Origin of the sequence: Curtobacterium flaccumfaciens pv. betae (genome assembly GCF_026241855.1) — a bacterium.
In the GTDB taxonomy this organism is placed as follows: Bacteria; Actinomycetota; Actinomycetes; order Actinomycetales; family Microbacteriaceae; genus Curtobacterium; species Curtobacterium flaccumfaciens.
This window is the reverse complement of record NZ_JAPJDC010000001.1, coordinates 2,051,511-2,076,669: the sequence shown is the minus strand read 5'-3', so window position 1 is coordinate 2,076,669 and position 25,159 is coordinate 2,051,511. Positions and strand designations below refer to the sequence as shown.

Annotated in this window: 23 protein-coding genes; 20 read left to right on the top strand and 3 right to left on the bottom strand. The window is 70.6% G+C overall.

Annotated features, from left to right (window positions below; genetic code table 11):
* Positions 1–10: 10 nt before the first annotated feature.
* From ispG to rbfA, 6 genes are all read left to right on the top strand, one after another.
* A complete protein-coding gene (gene ispG / locus ORG17_RS09825) occupies positions 11–1,165 on the top strand; it encodes a flavodoxin-dependent (E)-4-hydroxy-3-methylbut-2-enyl-diphosphate synthase (protein WP_173034028.1) in 1,155 nt (384 codons plus the stop codon).
* A gap of 42 nt (positions 1,166–1,207) precedes the next feature.
* Positions 1,208–2,959, top strand: coding sequence for a proline--tRNA ligase (locus ORG17_RS09820; protein ID WP_214526177.1), 1,752 nt, complete (start codon positions 1,208–1,210; stop codon positions 2,957–2,959).
* 143 nt (positions 2,960–3,102) lie between these two features.
* Positions 3,103–4,098: a transcription termination factor NusA gene (nusA, locus tag ORG17_RS09815; protein WP_214526178.1), complete on the top strand. Its 996-nt coding sequence runs from the start codon at positions 3,103–3,105 to the stop codon at positions 4,096–4,098.
* Positions 4,099–4,166: 68 nt separating this feature from the next.
* A complete protein-coding gene (locus ORG17_RS09810) occupies positions 4,167–4,478 on the top strand; it encodes a YlxR family protein (RefSeq protein ID WP_031259737.1) in 312 nt (103 codons plus the stop codon).
* Positions 4,479–4,552: 74 nt separating this feature from the next.
* Positions 4,553–7,402: a translation initiation factor IF-2 gene (gene infB / locus ORG17_RS09805; RefSeq protein WP_176708893.1), complete on the top strand. Its 2,850-nt coding sequence runs from the start codon at positions 4,553–4,555 to the stop codon at positions 7,400–7,402.
* Positions 7,403–7,515: 113 nt separating this feature from the next.
* Positions 7,516–7,989 carry a 30S ribosome-binding factor RbfA gene (gene rbfA, locus ORG17_RS09800; RefSeq protein ID WP_071244776.1) on the top strand — a complete coding sequence of 158 codons (474 nt, stop codon included), beginning with the start codon at positions 7,516–7,518 and terminating at the stop codon, positions 7,987–7,989.
* Here rbfA and ORG17_RS09795 read toward each other — a convergent pair.
* Complete coding sequence (locus ORG17_RS09795) at positions 7,986–8,912, bottom strand: HhH-GPD family protein (protein ID WP_372443657.1); 927 nt, start codon at positions 8,910–8,912, stop codon at positions 7,986–7,988. The genes rbfA and ORG17_RS09795 overlap by 4 nt on opposite strands.
* A 52-nt stretch (positions 8,913–8,964) precedes the next feature.
* Here ORG17_RS09795 and ORG17_RS09790 point away from each other — a divergent pair, with 52 nt between their 5' ends.
* The 5 genes from ORG17_RS09790 to ORG17_RS09770 are packed head-to-tail and all read left to right on the top strand — an operon-like array spanning position 8,965 to position 12,230.
* Entirely contained in the window at positions 8,965–9,411 is a 447-nt protein-coding gene (locus tag ORG17_RS09790; protein ID WP_214526179.1) for a hypothetical protein, read from the top strand.
* Between the two features lie 22 nt (positions 9,412–9,433).
* On the top strand, positions 9,434–10,396 hold the full coding sequence (gene truB / locus ORG17_RS09785; protein ID WP_214526180.1) for a tRNA pseudouridine(55) synthase TruB: 963 nt from the start codon (positions 9,434–9,436) through the stop codon (positions 10,394–10,396).
* Positions 10,393–10,758, top strand: coding sequence for a hypothetical protein (locus tag ORG17_RS09780; protein WP_214526181.1), 366 nt, complete (start codon positions 10,393–10,395; stop codon positions 10,756–10,758). Before truB ends, ORG17_RS09780 begins: the two co-directional genes overlap by 4 nt.
* Before the next feature lie 45 nt (positions 10,759–10,803).
* Positions 10,804–11,259 carry a hypothetical protein gene (locus tag ORG17_RS09775; RefSeq protein WP_214526182.1) on the top strand — a complete coding sequence of 152 codons (456 nt, stop codon included), beginning with the start codon at positions 10,804–10,806 and terminating at the stop codon, positions 11,257–11,259.
* An 8-nt stretch (positions 11,260–11,267) separates the two neighbouring features.
* Positions 11,268–12,230 carry a bifunctional riboflavin kinase/FAD synthetase gene (locus ORG17_RS09770; RefSeq protein WP_111053969.1) on the top strand — a complete coding sequence of 321 codons (963 nt, stop codon included), beginning with the start codon at positions 11,268–11,270 and terminating at the stop codon, positions 12,228–12,230.
* Positions 12,231–12,330: 100 nt separating this feature from the next.
* Here ORG17_RS09770 and ORG17_RS09765 read toward each other — a convergent pair whose 3' ends face one another.
* Positions 12,331–13,563 (bottom strand): DUF349 domain-containing protein, encoded by a 1,233-nt coding sequence (locus ORG17_RS09765; protein ID WP_214526183.1) that lies wholly within the window; start codon positions 13,561–13,563, stop codon positions 12,331–12,333.
* Between the two features lie 113 nt (positions 13,564–13,676).
* On the bottom strand, positions 13,677–14,489 hold the full coding sequence (locus ORG17_RS09760; RefSeq protein ID WP_138803580.1) for a peptidylprolyl isomerase: 813 nt from the start codon (positions 14,487–14,489) through the stop codon (positions 13,677–13,679).
* A 129-nt stretch (positions 14,490–14,618) separates the two neighbouring features.
* Here ORG17_RS09760 and ORG17_RS09755 point away from each other — a divergent pair, with 129 nt between their 5' ends.
* The 9 genes from ORG17_RS09755 (at position 14,619) to aroB (ending at position 24,939) form a co-directional block, all read left to right on the top strand.
* Positions 14,619–15,971 carry a replication-associated recombination protein A gene (locus ORG17_RS09755; protein WP_083404133.1) on the top strand — a complete coding sequence of 451 codons (1,353 nt, stop codon included), beginning with the start codon at positions 14,619–14,621 and terminating at the stop codon, positions 15,969–15,971.
* Between the two features lie 234 nt (positions 15,972–16,205).
* Positions 16,206–16,835 (top strand): 30S ribosomal protein S4, encoded by a 630-nt coding sequence (gene rpsD, locus ORG17_RS09750; RefSeq protein ID WP_017887166.1) that lies wholly within the window; start codon positions 16,206–16,208, stop codon positions 16,833–16,835.
* Between the two features lie 121 nt (positions 16,836–16,956).
* Entirely contained in the window at positions 16,957–17,139 is a 183-nt protein-coding gene (locus ORG17_RS09745) for a hypothetical protein (RefSeq protein WP_214526184.1), read from the top strand.
* Positions 17,140–17,198: 59 nt separating this feature from the next.
* Complete coding sequence (alaS, locus tag ORG17_RS09740; RefSeq protein ID WP_214526185.1) at positions 17,199–19,856, top strand: alanine--tRNA ligase; 2,658 nt, start codon at positions 17,199–17,201, stop codon at positions 19,854–19,856.
* 8 nt (positions 19,857–19,864) lie between these two features.
* Positions 19,865–20,308: a Holliday junction resolvase RuvX gene (gene ruvX, locus ORG17_RS09735; protein WP_214526237.1), complete on the top strand. Its 444-nt coding sequence runs from the start codon at positions 19,865–19,867 to the stop codon at positions 20,306–20,308.
* Between the two features lie 93 nt (positions 20,309–20,401).
* A complete protein-coding gene (gene mltG / locus ORG17_RS09730) occupies positions 20,402–21,961 on the top strand; it encodes an endolytic transglycosylase MltG (protein WP_250892081.1) in 1,560 nt (519 codons plus the stop codon).
* A 43-nt stretch (positions 21,962–22,004) separates the two neighbouring features.
* The gene (aroC, locus tag ORG17_RS09725; protein WP_214526186.1) at positions 22,005–23,225 is read left to right on the top strand and encodes a chorismate synthase; all 1,221 of its coding nucleotides are present in this window, start codon (positions 22,005–22,007) and stop codon (positions 23,223–23,225) included.
* Entirely contained in the window at positions 23,222–23,845 is a 624-nt protein-coding gene (locus tag ORG17_RS09720) for a shikimate kinase (protein ID WP_214526187.1), read from the top strand. Before aroC ends, ORG17_RS09720 begins: the two co-directional genes overlap by 4 nt.
* Positions 23,842–24,939 (top strand): 3-dehydroquinate synthase, encoded by a 1,098-nt coding sequence (aroB, locus tag ORG17_RS09715; RefSeq protein WP_214526188.1) that lies wholly within the window; start codon positions 23,842–23,844, stop codon positions 24,937–24,939. The genes ORG17_RS09720 and aroB overlap by 4 nt, the downstream gene beginning before the upstream one ends.
* Positions 24,940–25,159 lie beyond the last annotated feature (220 nt).

Below are 25,159 nucleotides of genomic sequence, written 5' to 3'. Positions count from 1 at the left end.
GAGTGCTCACGTGCCCGCAGTCAACCTCGGTATGCCCAAGTCCCCCGAAACCCTCGCTCCGCGTCGCAAGTCGCGGCAGATCCGGGTCGGCAAGGTGCTCGTGGGCGGCGACGCCCCGGTGTCCGTGCAGTCGATGACCACGACGCAGACCACCAACATCAACGCGACGCTGCAGCAGATCGCCGAACTCACGGCCTCGGGCTGTGACATCGTCCGGGTCGCCGTGCCCACGCAGGACGACGCCGACGCGCTGGCGATCATCGCGAAGAAGTCGCAGATCCCCGTGATCGCCGACATCCACTTCCAGCCGAAGTACGTCTTCCAGGCGATCGACGCCGGCTGTGCGGCCGTCCGCGTCAACCCGGGCAACATCCGCAAGTTCGACGACCAGGTCGGCGCGATCGCCAAGGCCGCCAAGGACGCCGGCGTCTCGCTCCGCATCGGCGTGAACGCGGGATCGCTCGAGCCGAGCCTGCTGCAGAAGTACGGCAAGGCCACCCCCGAGGCGCTCGTCGAGTCCGCCGTGTGGGAAGCCTCCCTGTTCGAGGAGCACGACTTCCACGACTTCAAGATCTCGGTCAAGCACAACGACCCGATCGTGATGGTCAAGGCCTACCGGCAGCTCGCCGCCGCCGGTGACTGGCCGCTGCACCTCGGCGTGACCGAGGCCGGCCCGGAGTTCCAGGGCACCATCAAGAGCGCCACCGCGTTCGGCATCCTGCTGGCCGAGGGCATCGGCGACACCATCCGTGTGTCGCTCTCCGCCCCGCCTGCGCAAGAGGTCAAGGTCGGCCTGCAGATCCTGCAGTCGCTCAACCTGCGCGAGCGCAAGCTCGAGATCGTCTCCTGCCCGAGCTGCGGTCGCGCGCAGGTGGACGTCTACCAGCTCGCGAACGACGTCACGAAGGGGCTCGAGGGCATGACCGTCCCGCTCCGCGTCGCCGTCATGGGCTGCGTCGTGAACGGCCCGGGCGAGGCGCGCGAGGCCGACCTCGGTGTCGCCTCGGGCAACGGCAAGGGGCAGATCTTCGTCAAGGGCCAGGTCGTCAAGACCGTGCCGGAGGCCGAGATCGTCCAGACGCTCATCGACGAGGCGAACCGCATCGCGGACGAGATGGGTCCGGCCGCCGCCACGGGCACGCCCCAGGTGATCATGGCGCCGTAGGCGCGACCACCGCTCCCTGTCCGCCGCCACTAGGCTTGCCCCGTGGTCACACGGCTTTCGCATCTGTTCCTCCGTACGCTCCGCGACGACCCCTCCGACGCCGAGGTGACGAGCCACAAGCTGCTCGTCCGCGCCGGGTACGTCCGTCGCCAGTCCCCGGGGATCTTCGCCTGGCTGCCGCTCGGACTCCGGGTGCGCGCCAAGATCGAGGCGATCATCCGCGACGAGATGGTCGCCGCCGGCGCGCAGGAGGTCCTGCTGCCGGCGCTGCTGCCGCGTGAGCCGTACGAGGCGACGAACCGCTGGACCGAGTACGGCGACGGCATGTTCCGCCTGCAGGACCGCAAGGGCTCCGACTACCTGCTCGCCCCCACGCACGAGGAGATGTTCGCGCTCCTGGTGAAGGACCTGTACTCGTCGTACAAGGACCTGCCGGTGACGCTGTTCCAGATCCAGGACAAGTACCGCGACGAGGCCCGGCCCCGCGCCGGACTCCTGCGCGGCCGCGAGTTCACCATGAAGGACGCGTACTCGTTCGACCTCACCGACGAGGGCCTCGAGCGCAGCTACCAGGTCATGCGCGACGCGTACGAGAAGATCTTCGCCCGCCTCGGCCTCGACTACGTCATCGTCAAGGCCGACGCCGGCGCGATGGGGGGCTCCAAGTCGGAAGAGTTCCTGCACCCGATCGGCGTCGGCGAGGACACCTTCGTCCGCAGCGCCGGCGGCTACGCGGCCAACGTCGAGGCCTACGTCACCCCCGTTCCCGAGTCGCTGCCGATCGAGGGTCAGCCCGAGCCCGTGCTGCTGCCGGCGTCGGACACCCCGACGATCGACACGCTCGTCGCCCACGCGAACCAGGTCGCGCCGCGCGAGGGCGCCCCGTGGACCGCGGCCGACACGCTGAAGAACGTCGTCCTCGCGCTCACCCACCTCGACGGCACTCGTGAGGTCGTGGTCGTCGGCCTGCCCGGTGACCGCGACGTCGACCTGAAGCGCGCCGAGGTGTCGTTCGCCCCGGCCGAGGTCGAGGCCGCCGGCGACGACGACTTCAAGAAGCACCGGGGCCTGGTGAAGGGCTACATCGGCCCGCAGGTCCTCGGCGCCGACAGCGCCACCGGCCTCCGCTACTTCGTCGACCCCCGTGTGGTCGACGGCACGAGCTGGATCACCGGCGCCAACGAGCGCGGCGTGCACGTCTCCGGCCTCGTCGCCGGCCGTGACTTCGTGGCCGACGGTGTCGTCGAGGTCTCCGACGTCCGCGCCGGTGACCCGTCCCCGGACGGCTCCGGCCCGCTCGAGACCGCGCGCGGCATGGAGATCGGGCACGTGTTCCAGCTCGGTCGGAAGTACGCCGAGGCGCTCGGTCTCAAGGTGCAGGACGAGAACGGCAAGCTCGCCACGGTCACGATGGGCTCGTACGGCATCGGCGTGACCCGCATCCTCGCGATCCTGGCCGAGTCCCACAACGACGAGAAGGGCCTGGTCTGGCCGAAGAACGTCGCGCCGTTCGACGTGCACATCGTCGCCACCGGCCGTGACCAGGTCGCCTACGAGCTGGCGTCCTCCGTCGTCGCCGAGCTCGAGGGCGAGCGGTTCGACGTGCTGTACGACGACCGCCCGAAGGTGTCGCCCGGCGTGAAGCTCCGCGATGCCGAGCTGCTCGGCATACCGATCGTCGTCGTCGCCGGCCGCGGCGCCGCCGAGGGCGTCGTCGAGCTGTGGGACCGGGCGACGGGCGACCGCCGCGACGTGCCGGTGGCCGACCTGCTCGACGCGGTCCGCGCGATCTAGACGCGACCCTTGATGGACAGGAGGCCCGTGGCGACGCCGCCACGGGCCTCCTGTCCGCCTCCTGGTTCTGGGGTACGCTTGTGGCCGACTTCTGCGCAGTTCCACCCCGCAGGAGCGACTCATCTGAATACGGAGGCACCTCGGTGAAGATCGATCTCGCAGTCCTGCGACTCATGGAGCGCGAGCGGGAGATCCCGTTCGACGAGCTCGTCCAGATCATCGAATCTGCCATCCTGACCGCCTACCAGAAGCACGCCGACGAGAACGGCGAGCCGGCCCACGCGCAGTCGCGTGTGGAGCTCGACCGCAAGTCCGGCGAGGTCAGCGTCTACGTCCCCGAGCTCGACGACGAGGGCACCGTCATCGGTGAAGCCGTCGACCAGCCGAGCGACTTCGGTCGCATCGCGGCCTTCGCGGCGAAGCAGGTCATCAACCAGCGCCTGCGCGACATCGGCGACGACAAGATCCTCGGCGAGTTCCGCGGCAAGGAAGGCGACATCGTCGCGGGCGTGGTCCAGCAGGGCCCGAACCCGAAGATGGTACACGTCGACCTCGGCACGATCGAGGCGATCCTGCCGCCCGAAGAGCAGGTGCCGGGGGAGCCCTACACGCACGGCTCCCGCATCCGCGTCTACGTGACGAGCGTGGCCCGTGGCAACAAGGGCCCGCAGATCATCGTGTCGCGCACGCACCCAGGCCTGGTCCGGAAGCTCTTCGCGCTCGAGGTCCCGGAGATCGCGTCCGGTGTCGTCGAGATCACCTCGCTCGCCCGCGAGGCCGGACACCGCACGAAGATCGCCGTCAAGGCGAACGAGCCCGGTGTGAACGCGAAGGGTGCCTGCATCGGTGAGCTCGGCGCACGTGTCCGGGCCGTCACGAACGAGCTCGGTGCCGAGAAGATCGACATCGTCGACTACTCGTCCGACCTGGCGTCGTTCGTCGCGAGCGCCCTGTCGCCCGCCAAGGTGACGAGCGCATTCGTGCTCGATGCCTCGACGAAGGCCGTCCGCGCGCTCGTGCCGGACTACCAGCTGTCGCTCGCGATCGGCAAGGAAGGGCAGAACGCCCGCCTGGCCGCGAAGCTCACCGGTGCCCGCATCGACATCCAGCCGGACTCCATCCTGGACGGCGAGGACTAGGACGATTTCGCTCCCGGCGCGCCCTGCGAGGGCGCGCCGGATCGCGCACGTCCGAGGCAAGGAGTAGAGTGGTTCCCGTCAGAACGTGCATCGGCAGTCGTCGTCGCGCTTCCCGATCCTCCCTCCTCCGAGTCGTCGCCCTGAGCGACGGTCGTGTCGTGGCGGATCCGAAGGCAGTCATGCCGGGGCGGGGAGCATGGCTCACACCGACCGTCGATGCCTACGATCTGGCCGTCAAGCGCAGGGCTTTCCGCCGTGCGCTCCGGTTGGATCGCGATCCCGACACGTCCGCGGTGCTCGACCACATCGTCGGTCTCCCACAGGAACCGGCCGAGCGCCCGGACATGACAGAACAGGCTGAACGGCTTATGGACAACTGATGAGCGGCTCGAAATGAGACCCGTCATCCATTGAGTCCTGCCCCTTCACGGGGTGGGACCCGTGAAGGAGAACAGTGGCTAAACCACGCGTACACGAGATCGCAAGCGAACTCGGCGTCGACAGCAAGACCGCACTCGAGAAGCTCAAGGAGCTCGGCGAGTTCGTCCGGGGTGCCAGCTCGAGCATCGAGCCCCCCGTGGCACGGAAGCTCCGTGCCGCCCTCCAGGCAGACGGCGCCCCCGCGGCGAAGCCCGCCGCCTCGGCCTCCGCGCCGAGCGCACCCGCCAAGGCCAGCGCGCCGAAGTCGAGTGCACCCAAGCCCGGCGGCCCCCGTCCGGGTCCGGTCCGTCCGGCACCGGCTCCCGAGCCCGAGGCCCCGGCAGCACCCGCTGCCGACGTGCCCGCGCCGGCCGCACCGAAGTCCGTCGCCCAGCGACAGGCCGAGGCCGAGGCAGCGCAGAAGGCCCGCGCCGAGAAGCAGGCCGCTGAGCAGCAGGCCGCCGAGGCTGGCGGGACGACCGACGCGGCGCCGAAGTCCGACGCCGTGAAGCCGGGCACCAGCCCGAAGGCTCCCGCGGCCGCCGGTCCGAAGCCGGGTGGCCCCAAGCCCGGTGCACGTCCGGGCAACAACCCGTACTCGTCGAACCAGGGCATGGGCTCGCGCCCGCCGCGCCCCGGCAACAACCCGTACTCGTCCAACCAGGGCATGGGCCAGCGGCCGGCCGCCGGCGCAGCCGGTGGCGGTGGCATCCCGCGTCCGCAGCCCCCGCGTCCGGGCACGCCCCGTCCGGGTGCTCCGCGTCCGGGTGGTCCCGGTCAGGGCAACCGTCCCAACGGCTTCGGGCAGCGCCCGGGCCAGGGTGGTGGCCGTGGCGGCCCCGGTGCCCGTCCGGGTGCCGGCGGCGGTGCCGGTGGCGGCTTCCCGCGTCCGGCCTTCAGCGGCCCGCGTCCCGCCGGTGGCGGTGGCCGTGGTCGTGGCCCCGGTGGTGGTACCGCCGGTGCGTTCGGTCGCGGTGGCGGCAAGAGCCGTGCCCGCAAGTCGAAGCGGACGAAGCGCGCCGAGTACGAGATGCGTCAGGCACCGTCGCTCGGCGGTGTGCAGGTCCCTCGCGGCGACGGCAACACGGTCGTCCGACTCCGTCGTGGTGCGAGCATCTCGGACTTCGCGGACAAGATCGACGCCATGCCCGGCAACCTCGTGACGGTGCTGTTCCACCTCGGTGAGATGGCGACCGCGACCGAGTCGCTGGACGAGGCCACGTTCGAGGTCCTCGGTGACGAGCTGGGCTACAAGATCCAGATCGTCTCGCCCGAGGACGAGGACAAGGAGCTCCTCGAGGGCTTCGACATCGACCTCGACGCAGAACTCGAGGACGAAGACGACGACGTGCTGCAGCAGCGGCCGCCGGTGGTCACCGTCATGGGTCACGTCGACCACGGCAAGACCCGCCTCCTGGACGCGATCCGCAACTCGAAGGTCGTCGAGGGCGAGGCCGGTGGCATCACCCAGCACATCGGTGCGTACCAGATCGTCGCGCAGCACGAGGGCATCGACCGCCCGATCACCTTCATCGACACCCCGGGTCACGAGGCCTTCACGGCCATGCGTGCTCGTGGTGCCCAGGTGACGGACATCGCGATCCTCGTGGTCGCGGCGGACGACGGCATCATGCCCCAGACCATCGAGGCGTTGAACCACGCGCAGTCGGCCGGTGTGCCGATCGTCGTCGCGGTCAACAAGATCGACAAGGAAGGCGCGAACCCCGCCAAGGTCCGCCAGCAGCTCACCGAGTACAACCTGGTGGCCGAGGAGTACGGCGGCGACGTCATGTTCGTCGACGTGTCGGCGCGGCAGAACATCGGCATCCAGGAGCTCCTGGACGCCGTGCTGCTCACCGCGGACGCCGGTCTCGACCTGCGTGCGAACCCCGACAAGGACGCCCGTGGTGTCGCGATCGAGGCCCGGCTCGACAAGGGTCGCGGTGCAGTCGCCACGGTCCTCATCCAGTCCGGCACGCTCCACGTCGGTGACGCCATCGTGGCGGGCACGGCCTACGGCCGAGTCCGTGCGATGACGGACGAGAACGGGGTCGCGGTCAAGGCCGCGACGCCGAGCCGCCCGGTCCAGGTGCAGGGTCTGTCGTCGGTGCCCCGCGCCGGTGACACCTTCCTCGTCACCGAAGAGGACCGCACGGCTCGTCAGATCGCCGAGAAGCGTGAAGCCGCCGAGCGCAACGCCCTGCTGGCGAAGTCGCGCAAGCGCATCTCGCTCGAGGACTTCACCCGTGCGCTCGAAGAGGGCAAGGTCGAGTCGCTCAACCTCATCATCAAGGGTGACGTCTCCGGTGCCGTCGAGGCACTCGAGCAGTCGCTCCTGGACATCGAGGTCGACGACAGCGTTCAGCTCCGCATCCTGCACCGCGGTGTCGGTGCGATCACGGAGTCGGACATCGACCTGGCCACGATCGACAACGCCATCGTCATCGGCTTCAACGTCCGTCCGGACGTCAAGGCCCGTGAACGTGCGGCGCGTGAAGGCATCGACGTGCGCTTCTACTCGGTCATCTACAACGCACTCGACGACATCGAGCAGTCCCTCAAGGGCATGCTCAAGCCCGAGTACGAAGAGGTCCAGTCGGGCGTCGCCGAGATCCGCGAGGTGTTCCGTTCCTCGAAGTTCGGCAACATCGCGGGTGTCATCGTCCGCTCCGGCACGATCACGCGCAACGCCAAGGCGCGCGTCATCCGCGAAGGTGTGGTGATCGCCGATGGCCTGGCCATCGAGTCGCTGCGTCGCTTCAAGGACGACGTGACCGAGGTCCGCACGGACTTCGAAGCCGGTATCGGTCTGGGCAAGTTCAACGACATCCAGATCGGCGACGAGGTCGAGACGACCGAACTCGTCGAGAAGCCGCGCGACTGATCGCGTGACTCCTCTGGGCCCCGGCCTCCCCGTGTGGGAGGCCGGGGCCCGACCCCTTTCCCACGCAGGACCACCGGCGGGAAGTGTCCCGCCACTGCCTCAGGAGGCACCCAATGGCCGATCCGCAGCGCGCACGCAAGATGGCGGACCGCATCAAGGAAGTCGTCGCACGTCGACTCGACAAGGGTCTGCGGGACCCGCGACTCGGGTTCGTCACGATCACCGACGTCCGTGTGACCGGTGACCTGCAGCACGCGTCGATCTTCTACACCGTGTACGGCACCGACGAGGAGCGTGCGGACTCCGCCGCGGCGCTCAAGGCCGCGACCGGCATGCTCCGGTCCGAGGTCGGCAAGAACATCACCGCCCGGCTCACGCCGTCGCTCGAGTTCATCGCCGACGCCCTGCCCGAGACCTCGGCGCACATGGAGGACCTGCTCGTGCAGGCCCAGGTGCGCGACGAGCAGGTGCGGGCAGCCTCGGTCGGCGCGACGTACGCCGGCGACGCCGACCCGTACAAGCGCGACGAGGACGACGACACCGACGACGCCGCCGAGACCGACGGCTCCGCCGAGCCGCGTTCCTAGATCCCGGGCAGCTGGTAGCCGCTCGCGTCGTCCCCGACGGCCAGTCCGTCACGCAGGAGCGACGCGAGCGCCCGGTCGCGCTGGTCGGCGTCCGGCCACACCGGTTCGATCTCGGACCGGGTGACCGGCACGTCGCTGGCGCGCAGCTCGGCCATGATCAGGCCACGCACCTGGCGGTCACTGCCGGCGAACCTCGCCTGCCGCGGAGCCCGCGGCCCGTCGTGCTCCGGGTACCCGGCCGCACGCCACGCGCAGCGGTCCGCGATCGGGCACGCATCGCACGCGGGGGAGCGGGACACGCACACGAGCGCGCCGAGCTCCATCACGGCCGCGTTCGTGGCGGCTGCGTCGTCGCGGTCCGCCGGCAGCACGGACTCCATCAGCGGGAGGTCCTGCTTCGCCTTCGCCGGCCCGGGTTCGCCCTGGCCGAGGACCGCACGAGCGAGCACACGGCGCACGTTGACGTCCACGACCGGGTGCCGGTCGCCGTACGCGAAGACCGCGACGGCCCGCGCGGTGTAGTCGCCGATGCCCGGCAGTGCGAGCAGCGCGTCGACGTCGCGCGGCACGACGTTGCCGTGGTGGGTCGCGATCGCGGTCGCCGCCGCGTGGAGCGCGAGCGCGCGCCTCGGGTAGCCGAGCCGGTCCCAGGCGCGCACCGCCTCGGACGGCGGCGAGTCCGCGAGGTCGCGAGGCGTTGGCCACCGGGTGAGCCACGCCTCCAGACGGGGGATCACGCGCGCGACCTGCGTCTGCTGCAGCATGATCTCGCTGACGAGCGTCCCCCACGCGGGGAAGCCGGGGCGGCGCCACGGCAGGTCCCGCGCCTGCTGCCGGAACCACGCGATCAGCTGGGTCGCGATGTCGGGCCGTTCCGGCGTGGCCGGCTCCTGCACACCGCGTCGCGCGGTCGGTTTGTCCACATGCGGTCTGGAGGCCCGACTCGCGTTCACCTCGACAGCCTACGGTGAACGCATGGCACGCTGGGCACCCGAAGAGACCGACACGATGGCTGCGATCGCCGCAGAGGCGATTGCGCAGGTCGGCACGAACCGCACCGTCATCGGCGTCGACGGGCAGGACGGCACCGACCTCGAACGGGTCGCGGCCGCGCTCGTCACCGGTTTCGAGCAGCACGGGGTCTCCGCGATGGCGGCCGCCGCGCCGTCCGCCGACCAGGACACGCTGCGGTCCGACCTGGTGACGCCCTTCCGCACGACCGGAGCCGGTGACGGTGTCCTGATCGTGCACGGACGGGGCGTCCTGGCCCCCGGGGTGCTCACCCTGTGGCGCTGGTCGCTGTGGGTGGAGCAGGAGTCCGGTCGGCTCGAGCGCCGCGCCGACGTGAAGATCGCAGCCTCCGCCGTGCTCGACGTCACCGATCCCGAGCACCCCCGCCGCGAGTGGAACGACGCCTGCTGACCGGCGCTGGTAATCTCGCCTGGTGCTCGAAACCGCGCCGGACGGCATCCTCCTCGTCGACAAACCGCAGGGGATCTCCAGCCACCGGGTGGTCTCCATCGCCCGACGGCGCCTCGGCCTGAAGAAAGTCGGCCACGCCGGGACCCTCGACCCCATGGCCACCGGGCTGCTGCTGCTCGGCATCGGGCCGTCCACCCGGTTGCTGACGCACCTGGTGGGCCTCGACAAGACCTACACCGCGACCATCCGGCTCGGCGTCTCGACGGACTCCGACGACGCCGACGGCACGCCGACCGCTGCTGTCGGTGTGGCCGCTGCCGACGTCTCGGACGACGCCGTCGAGACCGCCGTCGCAGCACAGCGGGGCGTGATCGACCAGGTCCCGTCCACGGTCAGTGCGATCAAGGTCGACGGGCGCCGCGCCTACGACCTGGCGCGCAAGGGCGAGGCGGTGGAGCTCAAGTCCCGCACGGTGACCGTCTCGCAGTTCGACGTGACGACGCGGAACGAGCGGACCGTCGCCGTCGACGGCACCAACGTCGCCGTGGTGGACCTCGACGTCGTCGTGACCTGCTCGTCGGGCACCTACGTCCGCGCGCTCGCCCGTGACGTCGGCGCTGCCCTCGGCACCGGGGCACACCTCGTCGCGCTCCGGCGGACCCGCGTCGGACCGTTCGACGTGCAGGACGCCATCGACCTCGAGGACGACGCCGTCGACGTCCGCGCCGCGCTCGCACGTCCGGCGGACATCGCCCGGCGACTCTTCTCGTCCGTGACCCTCGACGCAGCCTCGGCGAAGGACCTCACCGACGGCAAGCGCGTCGCGGCCGAGCACCCCGACTCGGACGGTCCGGTGGCAGCGGTCACCGCGTCCGACGACCGGCTGGTCGGCCTCGTCTCCGTCCGCCGTGGGCTGCTCCGGGTCATCACGAACTTCCCGACGCCCGGTGCGTCGTCCTCCTCGCAGACCGGAGCCCGCGCGTGATCGAGTGGTACATGTGGGTGCAGCTGGTGCTCGCCGTGGTGGTGGGGCTCTTCGCGGTCGTCGTGGGGTTCGTCGGCTGGAAGCCGAACGACTACACCGTCGGCGCCCTCGTGCTCATCGAACTGCTGCTCCTGGTGCAGGGCGTCATCTCGATCGTGCTGCCGGCGACGGGCAGTCCGCCCGACGGCAACGCACTCGAGTTCGGGGTGTACGCCGTGTCGGTGCTGCTCGTCCCACCAGCCGCGGTCGTGTGGGCACTGATCGACCGCACGAAGTGGAGCACCGTGGTGCTCGGTGCCGGTGCCTTCACCGTCGCGGTGATGGTCTACCGGATGTACCAGATCTGGTTCGCGCTGAACTGACGCCGGAGGTCATGCACGGAGCCGCGCGTCGGTAGAATCGGTGCAATGGCGACCAGATCCTCACTCGCGACCGGCATCGGCCGCGTCCTCATCGCCGTGTACGGCATCCTCGCGCTGGCGGCGACCGGACGCAGCGTCGTGCAGATCATCGAGAAGTTCTCGTTCGCACCGTTCGCCTACACGCTCAGTGCCATCGCTGCCATCGTCTACATCGTCGCGATGATCGCCCTCATCGTGCCCGGTCGGTTCTGGTACCGGGTCGCCTGCGTCACGATCGTGTTCGAGATGACCGGCGTGCTCGTCATCGGCACCCTGTCGCTGTTCGACCGCCAGCTGTTCCCCGACGACACCATCTGGTCGTACTACGGCATGGGCTACGCCTTCGCGCCGCTCGTCCTGCCGATCGCCGGGCTCTGGTGGCTCCGCAAGCACCACCGCACCGCCGTCACCGAGTCGACGGCACCGGCTGCGTCCTCGTCCACCGCCCCGGCGAGCGAGTAGGCGCCACCGTGCAGTTCTACGAGGACACCGCCGACGTGGCGGACGGGTTCGGGCCGAGTGCGGTCACCATCGGCAAGTTCGACGGCGTGCACGTCGGGCACCGTGCCGTCATCGCACACCTCGAGCGTGCCGCCCGCGAGCACGACCTCGTGGCCACCGTGGTCACGTTCGACCGCCACCCACTCAACGTCATCGACCCGCCGCACGTCCCGCCGGCCCTGACGAGCACCGCGCAGCGCCGCGAACTGCTCGAGGACGCCGGGGTCGACGCCACCCTGCTGCTCCGCTTCGACCAGGAACTGCAGTCGAAGTCGCCCGAGGCGTTCGTGTCCGAGATCCTCGTCGACACCCTGCACGCCCGGCTCGTCTTCGTCGGCAGCGACTTCCGCTTCGGCGCGAAGGGCGCCGGTGACGTCGCGCTGCTGCGTACCCTGGGGGAGCAGCACGGGTTCACGGTCGAGCTCATCGACGACGTGGACCTGATCGACGACGTCCGACCCGACGGTGAGCGCCGGGTGTCCTCCACCTGGATCCGGGAGCTCCTGGGCCAGGGTCGCGTCGCCGAGGCTGCACGACTCCTCGGGCGGGAGCACGCCGTGCGGAGCGTCGTGGTGCACGGCAACCAGCGCGGCCGGGCGATGGGGTACCCCACCGCGAACCTCGACCCGGCGTGCGAGGGCTTCGTCCCCGCCGACGGCGTCTACGCCGCCCGGGTGCTGCACGACGGCACTGTCTACCCGGCAGCGGTGTCGGTCGGCAACAACCCGACGTTCGAGGGCGTGCCGGCGAAGCAGATCGAGGCGCACCTGCTCGATGTCGACATCGACCTGTACGGCGATCGGATCTCGGTGCTGTTCGTGTCGTACGTGCGCGGCATGGTGAAGTTCTCGTCGATGGACGAGCTCGCCGCGCAGATGCGGCAGGACGACCTCGACATCCGACTGCTGCTCGGACTGCCCGCTCCGGTCTGACCTGCCGGCACGCTGGCCTGGTTCGCCCGCTGGTGCCCCCGGGTACGACGACGCCCCCGTGACCGTTCGGTCACGGGGGCGTCGTTCGTGGTGCGGAGGCTCAGCCGCCCAGGGCGTCGAGCCAGATCTTGCGGGCGTCGAGGGCTTCCTGCGCGTCCTTGATCTTCCGGGCGTCGCCGGTGGCCTGCGCCGCGGCGAGCTCGGACTGGAGCTTGCCGATCGCGTCTTCCAGCTGGCTCGCGAGGCCGTTCTGACGGGCCTTGCGCTCCGGGTTCGATTCCTTCCAGTGCGCGTCCTCGAGCCCACGGACGTGGTCCTCGATGGCACGCAGGCGGTCCTCGACCCGACGGACGTCACCGCGGGGCACCTTGCCGATCTCGTCCCAGCGGCGCTGGATGCCGGTGAGGGTCTTGCGCGCGGCGACCCGGTCGGTCGCCTGCAGGAGCGGCTCGGCCTCGGTCAGCAGGGTCTGCTTCGCCTCGAGGTTGGCGGAGAACTCTTCGTTCTCGGCTGCGCTCTCGGCGTGGCGCTGCTCGAACAGGACGTCTCCGGCGGCCTTGAAGCGCGCCCAGAGTGCGTCGTCGTGCCGCTTGCCTGCACGCCCGGCGTTCTTCCAGTCGTCGAGGAGCTGGCGGTAGTCCGGGATCGCATCGGAGCCGCGGGGTGCGAGGGCCTCGGCCTGCGCCACGAGCTCCTGCTTGCGGGTCCGGGCGTCACGGTGCTGTGCGTCCAGCTCGGAGTAGAACGCACGACGGTGCTGGTCGACGGTGGACCGTGCTGCGCGGAACCGCTTCCAGAGGTCGTTGGCCTCGTTCTTGGGGATCCGCGGCCCGTCGTGCTGGTGCTGCTGCCAGCGCGCGAACACGTCGTCGAGCTGGGCCGTGATCTGCTTCCACTGCGCGCGTGCGGGGTCCACCGCGGCGAGTGCCTCGGCTTCCTCGACCAGGGCGGTGCGGTGCGCCAGGGCGTCCTGCAGCGCCTGCTGCGCCTGTTCCGCCTGCTCCTTGGTGAGCGAGCCGAGCTGCTCGGTGAGCGCGCCCACGCGGGTCTCGAGCGACTTGATGTCACCCACCACGCGCGCGTCGGCGACCAGGGCGGTCAGGTGCTCGACCGTCCGGGCGACGTCGTTCGCCGACGCACCGCGCTGGACGCGCTGCTCGGCGATCTTCACCTGCCCCTCGAGGTCGGCGTACTTCCGCGCGAAGTAGGCGAGGGCTTCTTCGGGGGTGGCGTCCGGGTACTCACCGACAGCACGTTCGGTCTCTTCGTACCGGACGTACACGGTCCCGTTCTCGTCGACCCGCCCCCAGGTCGTTGCTTCGTCAGATCCCACAGGTCTCGCCTCGATCGTGGTCGTGCATCGCCGACGTCACCGTCGGCACGGTCAGGTCGTCAGCCTATTGCACGGACGGGCTCCGCCGCCCGACCGGTGCGACGGGTTGTGGACTACTTCTGCTCCGCGATGGTCGCGTCGGTGATCTTCGTCGCCACCTTCGGCTCGCCGGTGCCGTCGCTGCCGGGCGACGCGATGCCCTTCGCGGCGATCTTCGACTCGAGCTCGGACAGCCCGCTCGTGACCTTGCCAACGACCGTGTAGCCGCCAGTCGAGCCGTCGAGCGTGGTGTCCCCGTAGACGATGAAGAACTGCGTCGACTGCGAGTACGGGGAGTCCGACCGTGCGATCGCGATCGTGCCCTTCTCGTAGACGCCGTCCTCCGGCACGTTCTCGAGCGGGCCGTACTCGAAGCCGGCGTCGCCGGTGCCGTCGCCGTTCGCGGAGCCGCACTGCAGGAACTTCAGTCCGTCGCTGTCGGCGAGCCGGTGGCAGGTGGTGCCGTTGTAGAACTGCTCACGGATCAACGAGATCTCGGCACTCGTGGCCTGCGGCGCCTTCGCGCCGTCCAGCTCGATGCCGAGGTCGATGTCCTTGTTGAGCGTGAGGGTGCCGGTCCAGGTCGCGCCCTTCGCGATCGACTTGCTCGGCACGTCGCCGGTGTTGCCGGCCGTGGCACTGGCCGACGGCGTGGCCGTCGACGACGCGGAGGCGCTCGGGGCCGGGGCGTCCGACCCCCGCGATCCGGCGAAGGCGAGCTGCGACCCGGTGGCGAGGGCCGCGACGAGGACGAGGGCACCGGCGCCGATCAGGTTGTCCCGCACGCGGCGGCGTCGCTGCCGCTCGTGGAGGCCCTGGCGGGCCTGGTAGAGGCGGAGGCGCTCGCGCGCCTCACGGTTGTCACGCGCTGGGTTCTTCGGTGCCACGGTGCTGGTCTGCCCTCTCGTCGCAGTGTGCAACGAGCGTAGCCGAACGGTCGCCGTCACCAGCCGGGAGGCGCGGCCTGCGTCGGTGGACCGGCCTACGATTGCAGGATGGCAGCGGATCGTTCGGGAATGCACGCGCCCACCACGGGTGGTCGCGCCGGTCTCGCGCAGGGTTCCGTCCCGCTCGCCGTCCGGATGCGCCCCACCAGCCTCGACGAGGTCGCCGGTCAACAGCACCTGCTCGGCCGGGGTTCGCCCCTGGTGCAGCTCGCCACCGGCACGCGTGAGAACCCCGGCGGGGTCTCCGTGATCCTGTGGGGACCGCCGGGCACCGGCAAGACCACGCTGGCGCAGGCCATCGCCAGGCAGTCCGGCCGCGAGTTCGTCGAGCTCTCCGCCGTGACCGCCGGCGTGAAGGACGTGCGCGAGGTCATGGAGAAGGCGCTGACCCACCGCGACCTGTACGGGTCGACCACGGTGCTGTTCCTCGACGAGATCCACCGGTTCAGCAAGGCCCAGCAGGACGCCCTGCTGCCCGGCGTCGAGAACGGGTGGGTCATCCTGATCGCCGCCACCACCGAGAACCCGTCGTTCTCGGTCATCTCGCCCCTGCTGTCCCGCTCACTGCTCCTGACGCTCAAACCGCTCACCGATCCCGACCTCGGCATGCTCGTCGACCGCGCTGTGGAGGACCCCCGCGGGCTCGGCGGTGCCGTCGTCCTCGGCGACGAAGCCCGCAGCGCGATCATCCGCCTCGCGTCCGGTGACGCTCGACGTGCCCTCACGGCGCTCGAGGCCGCGGCGGCGTCGGCCACCGCCGCGCAGGACGAGGACGACGACACCGTGCCCGTCGTCGACGCCGACACCGTCGCGGCTGCGGTCGACCGGGCCCTGCTGCGCTACGACCGACAGGGTGACGAGCACTATGACGTCATCAGCGCGTTCATCAAGTCGGTGCGGGGGAGCGACGTCGACGCCGCCCTGCACTACCTCGCCCGGATGATCGAGGCCGGCGAGGACTCCCGGTTCATCGCGCGCCGGATCATCATCTCCGCGTCCGAGGACATCGGCATGGCCGATCCCCAGGCGCTGCCCATCGCGGTCGCGGCGGCCCAGGCCGTCCAGCTCATCGGGATGCCCGAGGGGCGGATCCCGCTGGCCGAGGCGGTCGTCTACCTGGCGACGGCGCCGAAGTCGAACGCCGCCTACAACGGGGTCAACCAGGCGATGGCCGACGTCAAGGCGGGGCGCATGGGCACGGTCCCGATGCACCTGCGCGACGCGCACTACGCCGGGGCGAAGCGCCTCGGGCACGGCAAGGGGTACGTCTACTCCCACGACGCCGAGCACGGGGTCGCCGAGCAGCAGTACCTGCCGGACGCACTCGAGGGCACCGAGTACTACACGCCGACGGCCAACGGCTACGAGCGCGAGGTCGGGCCGCGGCTCGAACGACTCCGGAAGATCACACGCGGCCACTAGCGCCGGTGCTTCTGCGCCCGCCCCGATGCTGCTAGCATTGCCGGGCCTACGTCCTGGTCCTCGAGCACGGCTGCGTCGAGGACAGAGTGCCACTCCGGTGGTACGGGGGCAGAGGTTCGGACTGTAGCCGTCCGATCCCACAGGCTCATCCCTCTGGATCCCGTCGTCGGGGCCACCGGCACTCGCGTGCCCGGCCTCCGGTGAGTATTCAGTTCGAACAGAGAAAAGGACCCTGTGTCTACCAAGTCACGTACCCGCAGCAAGACCCGCCTGTCGCGCGCACTCGGCATCCCGCTGACGCCGAAGGCTGCCCGTTACCTCGAGAAGCGCCCCTACGGGCCCGGTGAGCACGGCCGTACGCGCCGTCGTGCGGACAGCGACTACGCCGTCCGCCTCCGTGAGAAGCAGCGTCTGCGCGCCCAGTACGGCATCCGCGAGAAGCAGCTCCGCATCGTCTTCGAAGAGGCCCGCAAGACGAAGGGCCTGACCGGTGAGAACCTGGTCGAGCTCCTCGAGCAGCGCCTCGACGCCCTCGTGGTCCGTGCCGGCTTCGCCCGCACCACCGCGCAGGCCCGTCAGCTGATCGTGCACCGCCACATCCTGGTCGACGGCAAGCTCGTCGACCGCCCCTCCTTCCGCGTCAAGGAGGGCCAGCTGATCCACGTCAAGGCGAAGTCCGAGTCGATGGAGCCCTTCCAGGTCGCCGCTGCCGGTGGCCACCAGGAAGTCCTCCCGAAGGTCCCGGGCTACCTCGAGGTCGAGATCGAGAAGCTCCAGGCCCGCCTCGTGCGTCGCCCGAAGCGCGCCGAGGTCCCCGTGACCTGTGAAGTGCAGCTCGTCGTCGAGTACTACGCAGCTCGCTGATCCACTGATCACACCCGAACGGCGGGTCGTCCTCTCGAGGGCGACCCGCCGTTCGGCGTTCCGGCACCGGCGACTAAGCTTGTCCGGGCATGCACCGCCCGGGTGCAGAGGGAGAGGCACCGTGAAGCAGCTGTTCTTCGTCGCCGTCGGCATCGTCATCGGGTTCGCCGTCGCACACCGGGTCGCCCAGACCTCCGGTGGCGCCCGGCTCTTCGCCGAGGTGAACGCCAAGACGAAGGCCTTCGCGGGAGCCGTCGCGGACGGTTACCGGTCGCGCGAGGCCGAGCTCCGTACCGACGTCTGAGCGCCCCGACCGAGCAGCCACGACCCTCCTCCACCCACGACCTGAACCCAGGAAGCACCATGCAGACCGCAGAGATCCGCCGCCGTTGGCTCCAGTACTTCGGTGACCGCGGCCACACCGTCGTCCCGTCCGCGTCCCTCGTCTCCGACGACCCGTCGCTCCTCTTCACGGTCGCCGGCATGGTGCCGTTCATCCCGTACCTGACCGGTCTCATCCCGGCGCCGTTCCCGCGGGCGACGAGCGTGCAGAAGTGCATCCGCACCAACGACATCGAAGAGGTCGGCAAGACCCCTCGCCACGGCACGTTCTTCCAGATGAACGGGAACTTCTCGTTCGGCGACTACTTCAAGGAGCAGGCGATCCAGTTCGCCTGGGAGTTCCTGACCAAGCCGGAGACCGACGGCGGGCTCGGCTTCTCGCCGGACGACCTCTGGGTCACCGTCTACGAAGAGGACGACGAGGCGATCGGCTTCTGGAAGCAGCACTCCTCGCTGCCCGACGAGCGGATCCAGCGCCTCGGCAAGGACACCAACTACTGGTCGACCGGACAGCCCGGACCGGCGGGTCCCTGCTCGGAGATCTTCTTCGACCGTGGCCCCGAGTACGGCATCGACGGCGGCCCGGCGACGGACGACGACCGGTACGTCGAGATCTGGAACCTCGTCTTCATGCAGTACCAGATCGCCGACGTGCGGTCGAAGTACGACTTCGAGATCACCGGCGAGCTGCCGAACAAGAACATCGACACCGGCATGGGGCTCGAGCGCGTCGCCTTCATCAAGCAGGGCGTCGACAACATGTACGAGATCGACCAGGTGCGCCCGGTGCTCGACCGTGCGGCCGATATCTCGGGCCGGCGCTACGGTGCCGTGCACGAGGACGACGTGCGGATGCGCGTCATCGCCGACCACGTCCGTTCCTCGCTGATGCTCATCGCCGACGGCGTGAGCCCGTCGAACGAGGGCCGCGGGTACATCCTCCGTCGGCTGCTCCGTCGCACCGTCCGTGCGATGCGCCTGCTCGGTGTCGAGGCCCCCACGTTCCCAGAGCTCTTCCCGGCGTCCCGCGACGCCATGCGCGACGCCTACCCCGAGGTGGCGTCCGACTACGACCGGATCTCCCGCATCGCCTACGCGGAAGAGGAGACCTTCCTCCGCACCCTGGCACAGGGCACGACCATCCTCGACGTCGCCGTCGAGCGCGCGAAGCAGGACGGCGCCCCGTCGATCGGCGGCGACACGGCGTTCCTGCTGCACGACACCTTCGGGTTCCCCATCGACCTGACGATGGAGATGGCCGAGGAAGCCGGCGTCCACGTCGACCGCACGGCGTTCGAGACCCTGATGTCCGAGCAGCGTGCCCGGGCGAAGGCCGACGCGAAGAGCAAGAAGACCGCGATCGCCGACCTGAGCGTGTACAGCGCGTTCCGGGCGAAGGGCGAGACGACGTTCCTCGGCTACGACGCGCTCGAGGCCGAGACGCGCGTGCTCGGCATCATCGTCGGCGGCGTGAGCGTCGACCGTGCGGTCGCCGGTGACATCGCCGAGGTCATCCTCGGCGAGACCTCCCTGTACGCCGAGTCGGGCGGCCAGGACGCCGACCAGGGCTCGATCGTCGGCAACGGGTTCGACCTCGAGGTCCTCGACGTCCAGCGACCGGTCTCCGGACTGTGGAGCCACACCGTGCAGGTCCGCTCCGGTGAGGTCGGAGTCGGCGACGCCGCGAGCACCGTCGTCGACGCGGAGTACCGCCGCGGTGCGACCCAGGCGCACTCCGCGACGCACCTGGTCAACGCGGCCCTCCGCGACATCCTCGGGCCGGAGGCGCTGCAGGCCGGTTCGTACAACAAGTCCGGCTACATGCGCCTCGACTTCTCGTGGTCGCAGCCGGTCTCGCTCGAGACGCGCTCCGAGATCGAGGAGGTCGTGAACACCGCGATCCGCACCGACCTCGAGGTCTCCACGCGCATCCTGCCCATCGACGAGGCGAAGGCCCTCGGGGCACAAGCCCTGTTCGGTGAGAAGTACGGCGCCGAGGTCCGCATGGTCGACATCGGCGGCCCGTGGTCCCGCGAGCTCTGCGGTGGCACGCACGTCGCCTCGAGCGCGCAGATCGGGCTCGTCAACCTGGTGGGGGAGTCGAGCGTCGGTTCGACGAACCGCCGCGTCGAGGCACTGGTCGGGCTCGAGGGGTTCCGCGACCTCGCCGTCGAGCGCACGATCGTGTCGCAGCTCTCCAGCGCGCTCAAGGCACCCCGTGCCGACCTGCCGGCCCGCGTCCAGAACCTGATGGAGGACCTCCGGTCCGCCCAGAAGAAGCTCGCCGAGTACGAGTCGGCGAACCTGCAGCAGCGCGTGCCGGCCATCGCCCGCAACGCCACGACCGTCGGTGCCACCACCGTGGTCGCCGAGACGGTCGACGGCCTGCAGTCCGGCGACGACCTGCGCTCGCTCGCCACCGGCGTGCGGGGCCAGCTCGGTGACGGCGCGGCCGTGGTCGTGCTCGGGGCGGTCGTCGGTGGCAAGCCGATCGTGATCGTCGCGACCAACGACGCCGCTCGTGCTGCGGGCGTGCAGGCGGGCCCCCTCGCGAAGGAGGCCGCCGGCGTGCTCGGTGGCGGTGGCGGCGGCAAGCCGGACCTGGCGCAGGGCGGCGGGACCGACGCGGCCGCGCTCCCCGCGGCGCTGCGTGCCGTGACTGCACGGCTCGCGGGCTGACCGTGGGCATCCGGTCCGGGCATCGCCTCGGCGTGGACGTCGGACGCGCCCGGATCGGGGTCGCCGTGTGCGACCGCGACGGGCTGCTGGCGACGCCGGTCGAGACCGTCCGTCGTGACGACTCGACGGACCTCCGGCGGATCCTCGAGCTCGCGGACGAGTACGACGTGCTCGAGGTCGTCGTCGGGCTGCCCCTGTCGATGTCGGGTGGGGACACGGCCTCCACCGAGGACGCCCGTGTCTTCGCCGCCCGGATCGCGGCGCGTCGGCCGGTGCGCCTGGTCGACGAACGACTGTCGACCGTGACGGCCCAGCGGGGGCTGCACCAGGCCGGCAAGAACACGAAGAAGTCCCGGGCCGTGATCGACCAAGCAGCCGCTGTTATCATTCTGCAACACGCGCTCGACCACGAGCGCAGTGCCGGTGCCCCTCCGGGCGCCACGCTTCCCTGACAGGGCTGCCCGGTACCGCACATGGGTGCTCTCGTCGTCAGCTGCGAGGACGACGGTGCCCAGGTGGAGTTCCCGACCGAGAGACCGAGGACGTTGGCAGACGATCTGGACTGGAACGCGATCATCGCGCCCGGCAACGACGCCGAGCGGCGGAAGGCGACTTCCGACCGCACGACAGGCACCGATGACCGCGACGACGCTGGTCAGGTGACCCCGCCGCCGCCTCCGATGTCCCGACGTGAAGCCCGAGCCCTCGAGGCCGAACGAGCCCGCGTCGCAGCGACCGACGAGTCGCCGGTCCCCGAGCGGACCACCGATTCCCCGCCAGCCGCACGCGACGAACGCCCCGCGTCACCCGCCGACGCGCCGATCGCCACCCGTCCTGAAGACCTGCACCCCGAGGTCGCCGCACTGCTGACCGGCGAGCTGCCGACCGAGCCCGCGGCGACCGCTGCGGGCGGCGGATCCGGGGCCGGCGGGACGGACGACGGTGACGTGACCGGCGGCGGTGGCGCCGCGGGAGGCGGTGGCCGCGGGGGACGAGGCGGGGGAGGCCGCGCCTCCAGGCCGCCCCGGGAGCCACGGCCGAAGCGCCGACGCGGACCGCTCGTCGCCGGACTCGTCATCGTCGCGGTGGTGCTCGCCGCCGGCGTCGGGGCGTACACCTTCGCCGCCCCCAAGTTCCAGCAGCTCATCGCGGCGATCAGCGGCGCGCAGGAGCCCGACGACTACACCGGCGACGGCACCTCGAAGGTGACCATCACCATCAAGCAGGGCGACATCGGCGAGAACGTCGCCGCGACGCTGCAGCGCAGCGGCGTCGTCAAGGACTCGAAGGTGTTCTACAAGCTCCTGCTGGCCTCGCCGGACGTGCAGTTCCAGCCCGGTTCGTATGCGCTGAAGAAGCAGATGAGCTCGAAGTCCGCGCTCGCGGCACTGCAGGACACGAAGAACCGCGTGCAGGCGTCGATCATCATCCCGGAGGGCACCGCACTCGCCGACATCGAGGCCGGGATGGTCTCGAAGGCCGGCCTGACCAAGCAGGAGGTCGACGCGGCCGCGAAGGACCTGTCGGCCTACGACCTGCCGTCCGGCGTCACGACGCTCGAGGGCTGGCTCTTCCCCGCGACCTACCCGATCAACCCGGGCTGGACCGCCGAGCAGTACTTCAAGTCGATGGTCGACACCATGAAGGAGCGCCTGTCCGCCGCCGGCGTCAAGGAGGCCGACCAGGAGCGCACCATCGTCTTCGCGTCGCTGGTGCAGAAGGAAGCCGGCCTCGCGGCCGACTACCCGAAGGTCGCCCGGGTGTTCCAGAACCGCCTCGACCAGGGCATGCGCCTGCAGTCCGACGCCACCGTCGCCTACGGCACGGGCAACACGCACACCGTGACGACGACCGACGCCGAACGGGCCGACGAGTCGAACGCGTACAACACGTACGTGCACGAGGGGCTGCCGCCGGCACCGATCTCGAACCCCGGTGACATCGCGATCAAGGCCGTGACGAACGAGGCCCCGGGCAAGTGGCTGTACTTCGTGACGGTGAACCTGGAAACCGGCGAGACGGTGTTCTCGAACACCTACGACGAGCACCTCGTCGCGGTGAAGCAGTTCCAAGCGTGGCTCCGGGCGCACCCCGACTACCAGTAGGACGGCGACGTCGCACGGCGGTGCGCTGTGGGAGGATTGCCGCATGCTTCGTTGGTTGACTGCTGGTGAGTCCCACGGACCCGAACTGATCGCCATGCTCGAGGGCCTGCCCGCGGGTGTCCCGGTGTCGTTCGAGTCCATCCGTGCCGATCTCGCGCGCCGCAAGCTCGGCTACGGCCGTGGCTCGCGGATGAAGTTCGAGCAGGACGAGCTGCACGTGTCCGGCGGCGTCCGGCACGGCTACTCGCTCGGCAGCCCCATCGCGATCCGCATCGGCAACACCGAGTGGCCGAAGTGGGTCGAGGTCATGAACCCCGAGCCGATCGAGTCGACCGAGATGTCCCGCGGGCGGAGCGCCCCGCTCACCCGACCGCGTCCGGGTCACGCCGACCTGGTCGGCATGCAGAAGTACGGCTTCGACGAGGCCCGCCCGATCCTGGAGCGTGCGAGCGCCCGCGAGACCGCTGCCCGTGTGGCGCTCGGCGCCGTCGCGAAGTCGTTCCTGGCCGAACTCGGCATCCGCTCGGTGGCGCACACGCTGCAGGTCGGGACCGTCCGGGTCCCGGACGGCACGGAGCTGCCGCTGCCCGACGACGTGGACCGGCTCGACGAGGACCAGCTGCGCTGCTTCGACCCCGAGACCTCCGCACGGATGGTCACCGAGGTCGAGGCCGCGAAGAAGGACGGCGACACCCTGGGCGGCGTCGTCGAGGTGCTGTTCTACGGCGTCCCGCCGGGCCTCGGCTCGCACGTGCACTGGGACCGCCGGCTCGATGCCCGCCTTGCCGCGGCGATCATGGGGATCCAGGCCATCAAGGGCGTCGAGGTCGGCGACGGGTTCGCGACCGCCGGGCGCCGGGGCTCTGCCGCCCACGACGAGCTGTACCGCGAGGACGGCGAGATCTACCGCACGAGCGACCGCGCCGGTGGGACCGAGGGTGGGATGTCCACGGGCACCGTGCTGCGGGTCCGCGCCGGCATGAAGCCGATCGCGACCGTCCCGCACGCCCTGCACACCGTGGACGTCGTCTCCGGTGAGGACGCCTCGGCGCACCACCAGCGCTCGGACGTCTGTGCCGTGCCCGCGGCGGGCGTCGTCGCCGAGGCGATGGTGGCCCTGGTGCTCGCCGACGCGGTGCTCGAGAAGTTCGGCGGCGACAACGTCGTCGAGACGAAGCGCAACCTCGACGCCTACCTCGCGGCGATCCCGGAGACCCTGCGGACGCGCCGGACCGAACCATCGGCGACCTCGACCGACCTGTGAGCACCGACGTCCGACGCGCCGACGCGCCCGTGGTCGTCATCGGCCCGATGGGTGCCGGCAAGTCGAGCGTCGGCAAGCGGGTGGCGAAGGCCCTCGGCGTCCCGTTCACGGACACCGACCGGGTCATCGTGCGCGAGCACGGACCGATCCCCGGGATCTTCGCCGACCGCGGTGAGCCGGCGTTCCGCGCCCTCGAAGCCGAGGCCGTCCGGGCAGCGCTCGCCACCGGCGGCGTGATCGCCGTGGGCGGGGGAGCCGTCACCCACGCGGACACCCGGCAGGCCCTGGGCGGGGCGCGCATCGTCCTGCTCACCGTGTCGCCCGAGGCCGTCGCCGACCGCATCGCCGGGTCCGACCGGCCCCTGCTGGCGAACGGCGGGATCGACGCCTGGCAGACGATCATGGACGAGCGGGCCGCCACCTACGCCGAGCTCGCGCACGTCGTGGTCGACACGTCCCGCCGGCCGATGTCCCGCGTGGTCGACGAGGTCGTCACATGGCTGCGCAGTGACGCGGGCACCACCGAGCGCAGCGACGCCGGCACCACCGAGCGCAGCGGCACCACCGCCGCGCCCGGCAGCACGACCAGCAGCACCACCAGCACCGAAGGAGCACCGTGACCGAGTCGACCCTGCCCGCCGGGACCACCGAGATCCGGGCCGGCGGTGACGACGGCTACACGGTGGCCGTCGGCACGGACCTGCTCGGCGCCCTGCCCGCGATCCTGGGCCCGCGTGTCGCCAAGGTCCTCATCGTGCACTCGCCGACGCTCGGTGCCCGGGCGAACGAGCTCCGGGCGCTGCTGGTCGAGGCCGGGCTCGAAGCCCTGATCGCCGAGGTCCCCGACGCCGAGGGCGCCAAGCGCGTCGAGGTCGCGGCGTTCTGCTGGCAGATCATGGGGCAGGCCGACTTCACCCGCACCGACGCGGTCATCGGCCTCGGTGGCGGTGCCGTCACCGACCTGGCCGGCTTCGTCGCCGCGACCTGGCTGCGCGGTGTGCCGTACGTGGCCGTCCCGACCAGCGTGCTCGGCATGGTGGACGCCAGCGTCGGCGGGAAGACGGGCATCAACACGAACGAGGGCAAGAACCTGGTCGGCGCCTTCTACGCCCCGCGCGCCGTCGTCGTGGACCTCGACCTCGCCCGCACGCTGCCGCGCAACGAGATCCTGACGGGCTTCGCGGAGATCGTGAAGGCCGGGTTCATCGCCGTGCCCGAGATCCTGGACATCGTCGAGGCCGACGTCGACCGGGTGACCGACCCGACGACGCCGGAGTTCCGGCGGGTCGTCGAGCTCGCCATCGCGCTCAAGGCCGAGGTCGTCTCGGACGACTTCACCGAGCAGGGCCGACGCGAGATCCTGAACTACGGGCACACCCTCGGGCACGCGATCGAGCACGCCGAGCGGTACCAGTGGCGCCACGGGGCGGCGGTGTCGGTCGGCATGGTGTTCGCCGCCGAACTCGCCCGACTCACCGGCCACCTGGACGACGCCACGGTCGACCGGCACCGGGCGATCCTCGAGTCGCTCGACCTGCCGACCTCGTACGGTGTCGGTCGGTGGCAGGGGCTGCTCGCCACGATGCGCCGCGACAAGAAGGCCCGTGCCGGCATGCTGCGGTTCATCATCCTGGACGGCGTCGGCAAGCCCGTCGTGCTCGAGGGGCCCGAGGACCACCTGCTCTTCACCGCCTACCAGGAGGTCGGCGTCTAGCCACGCCGGTCAGCGCAGGACCCGTCGCGTCCTGCGCCACCACCAGGTGACAGGCGTCGAGACGGTGACCCAGGCGAACCGATGCCAGGCCACGCCCCGAACCAGCTGACGACGGCGGCGACGATCGCCGCTCCGGCGGCGATGCACGCCGCGATCAGTGCTGTCTCCACGGCACGAGTGTCCGCTCCAGGACCGAGCCCCGCGCCGGGCCCGCGCCGAC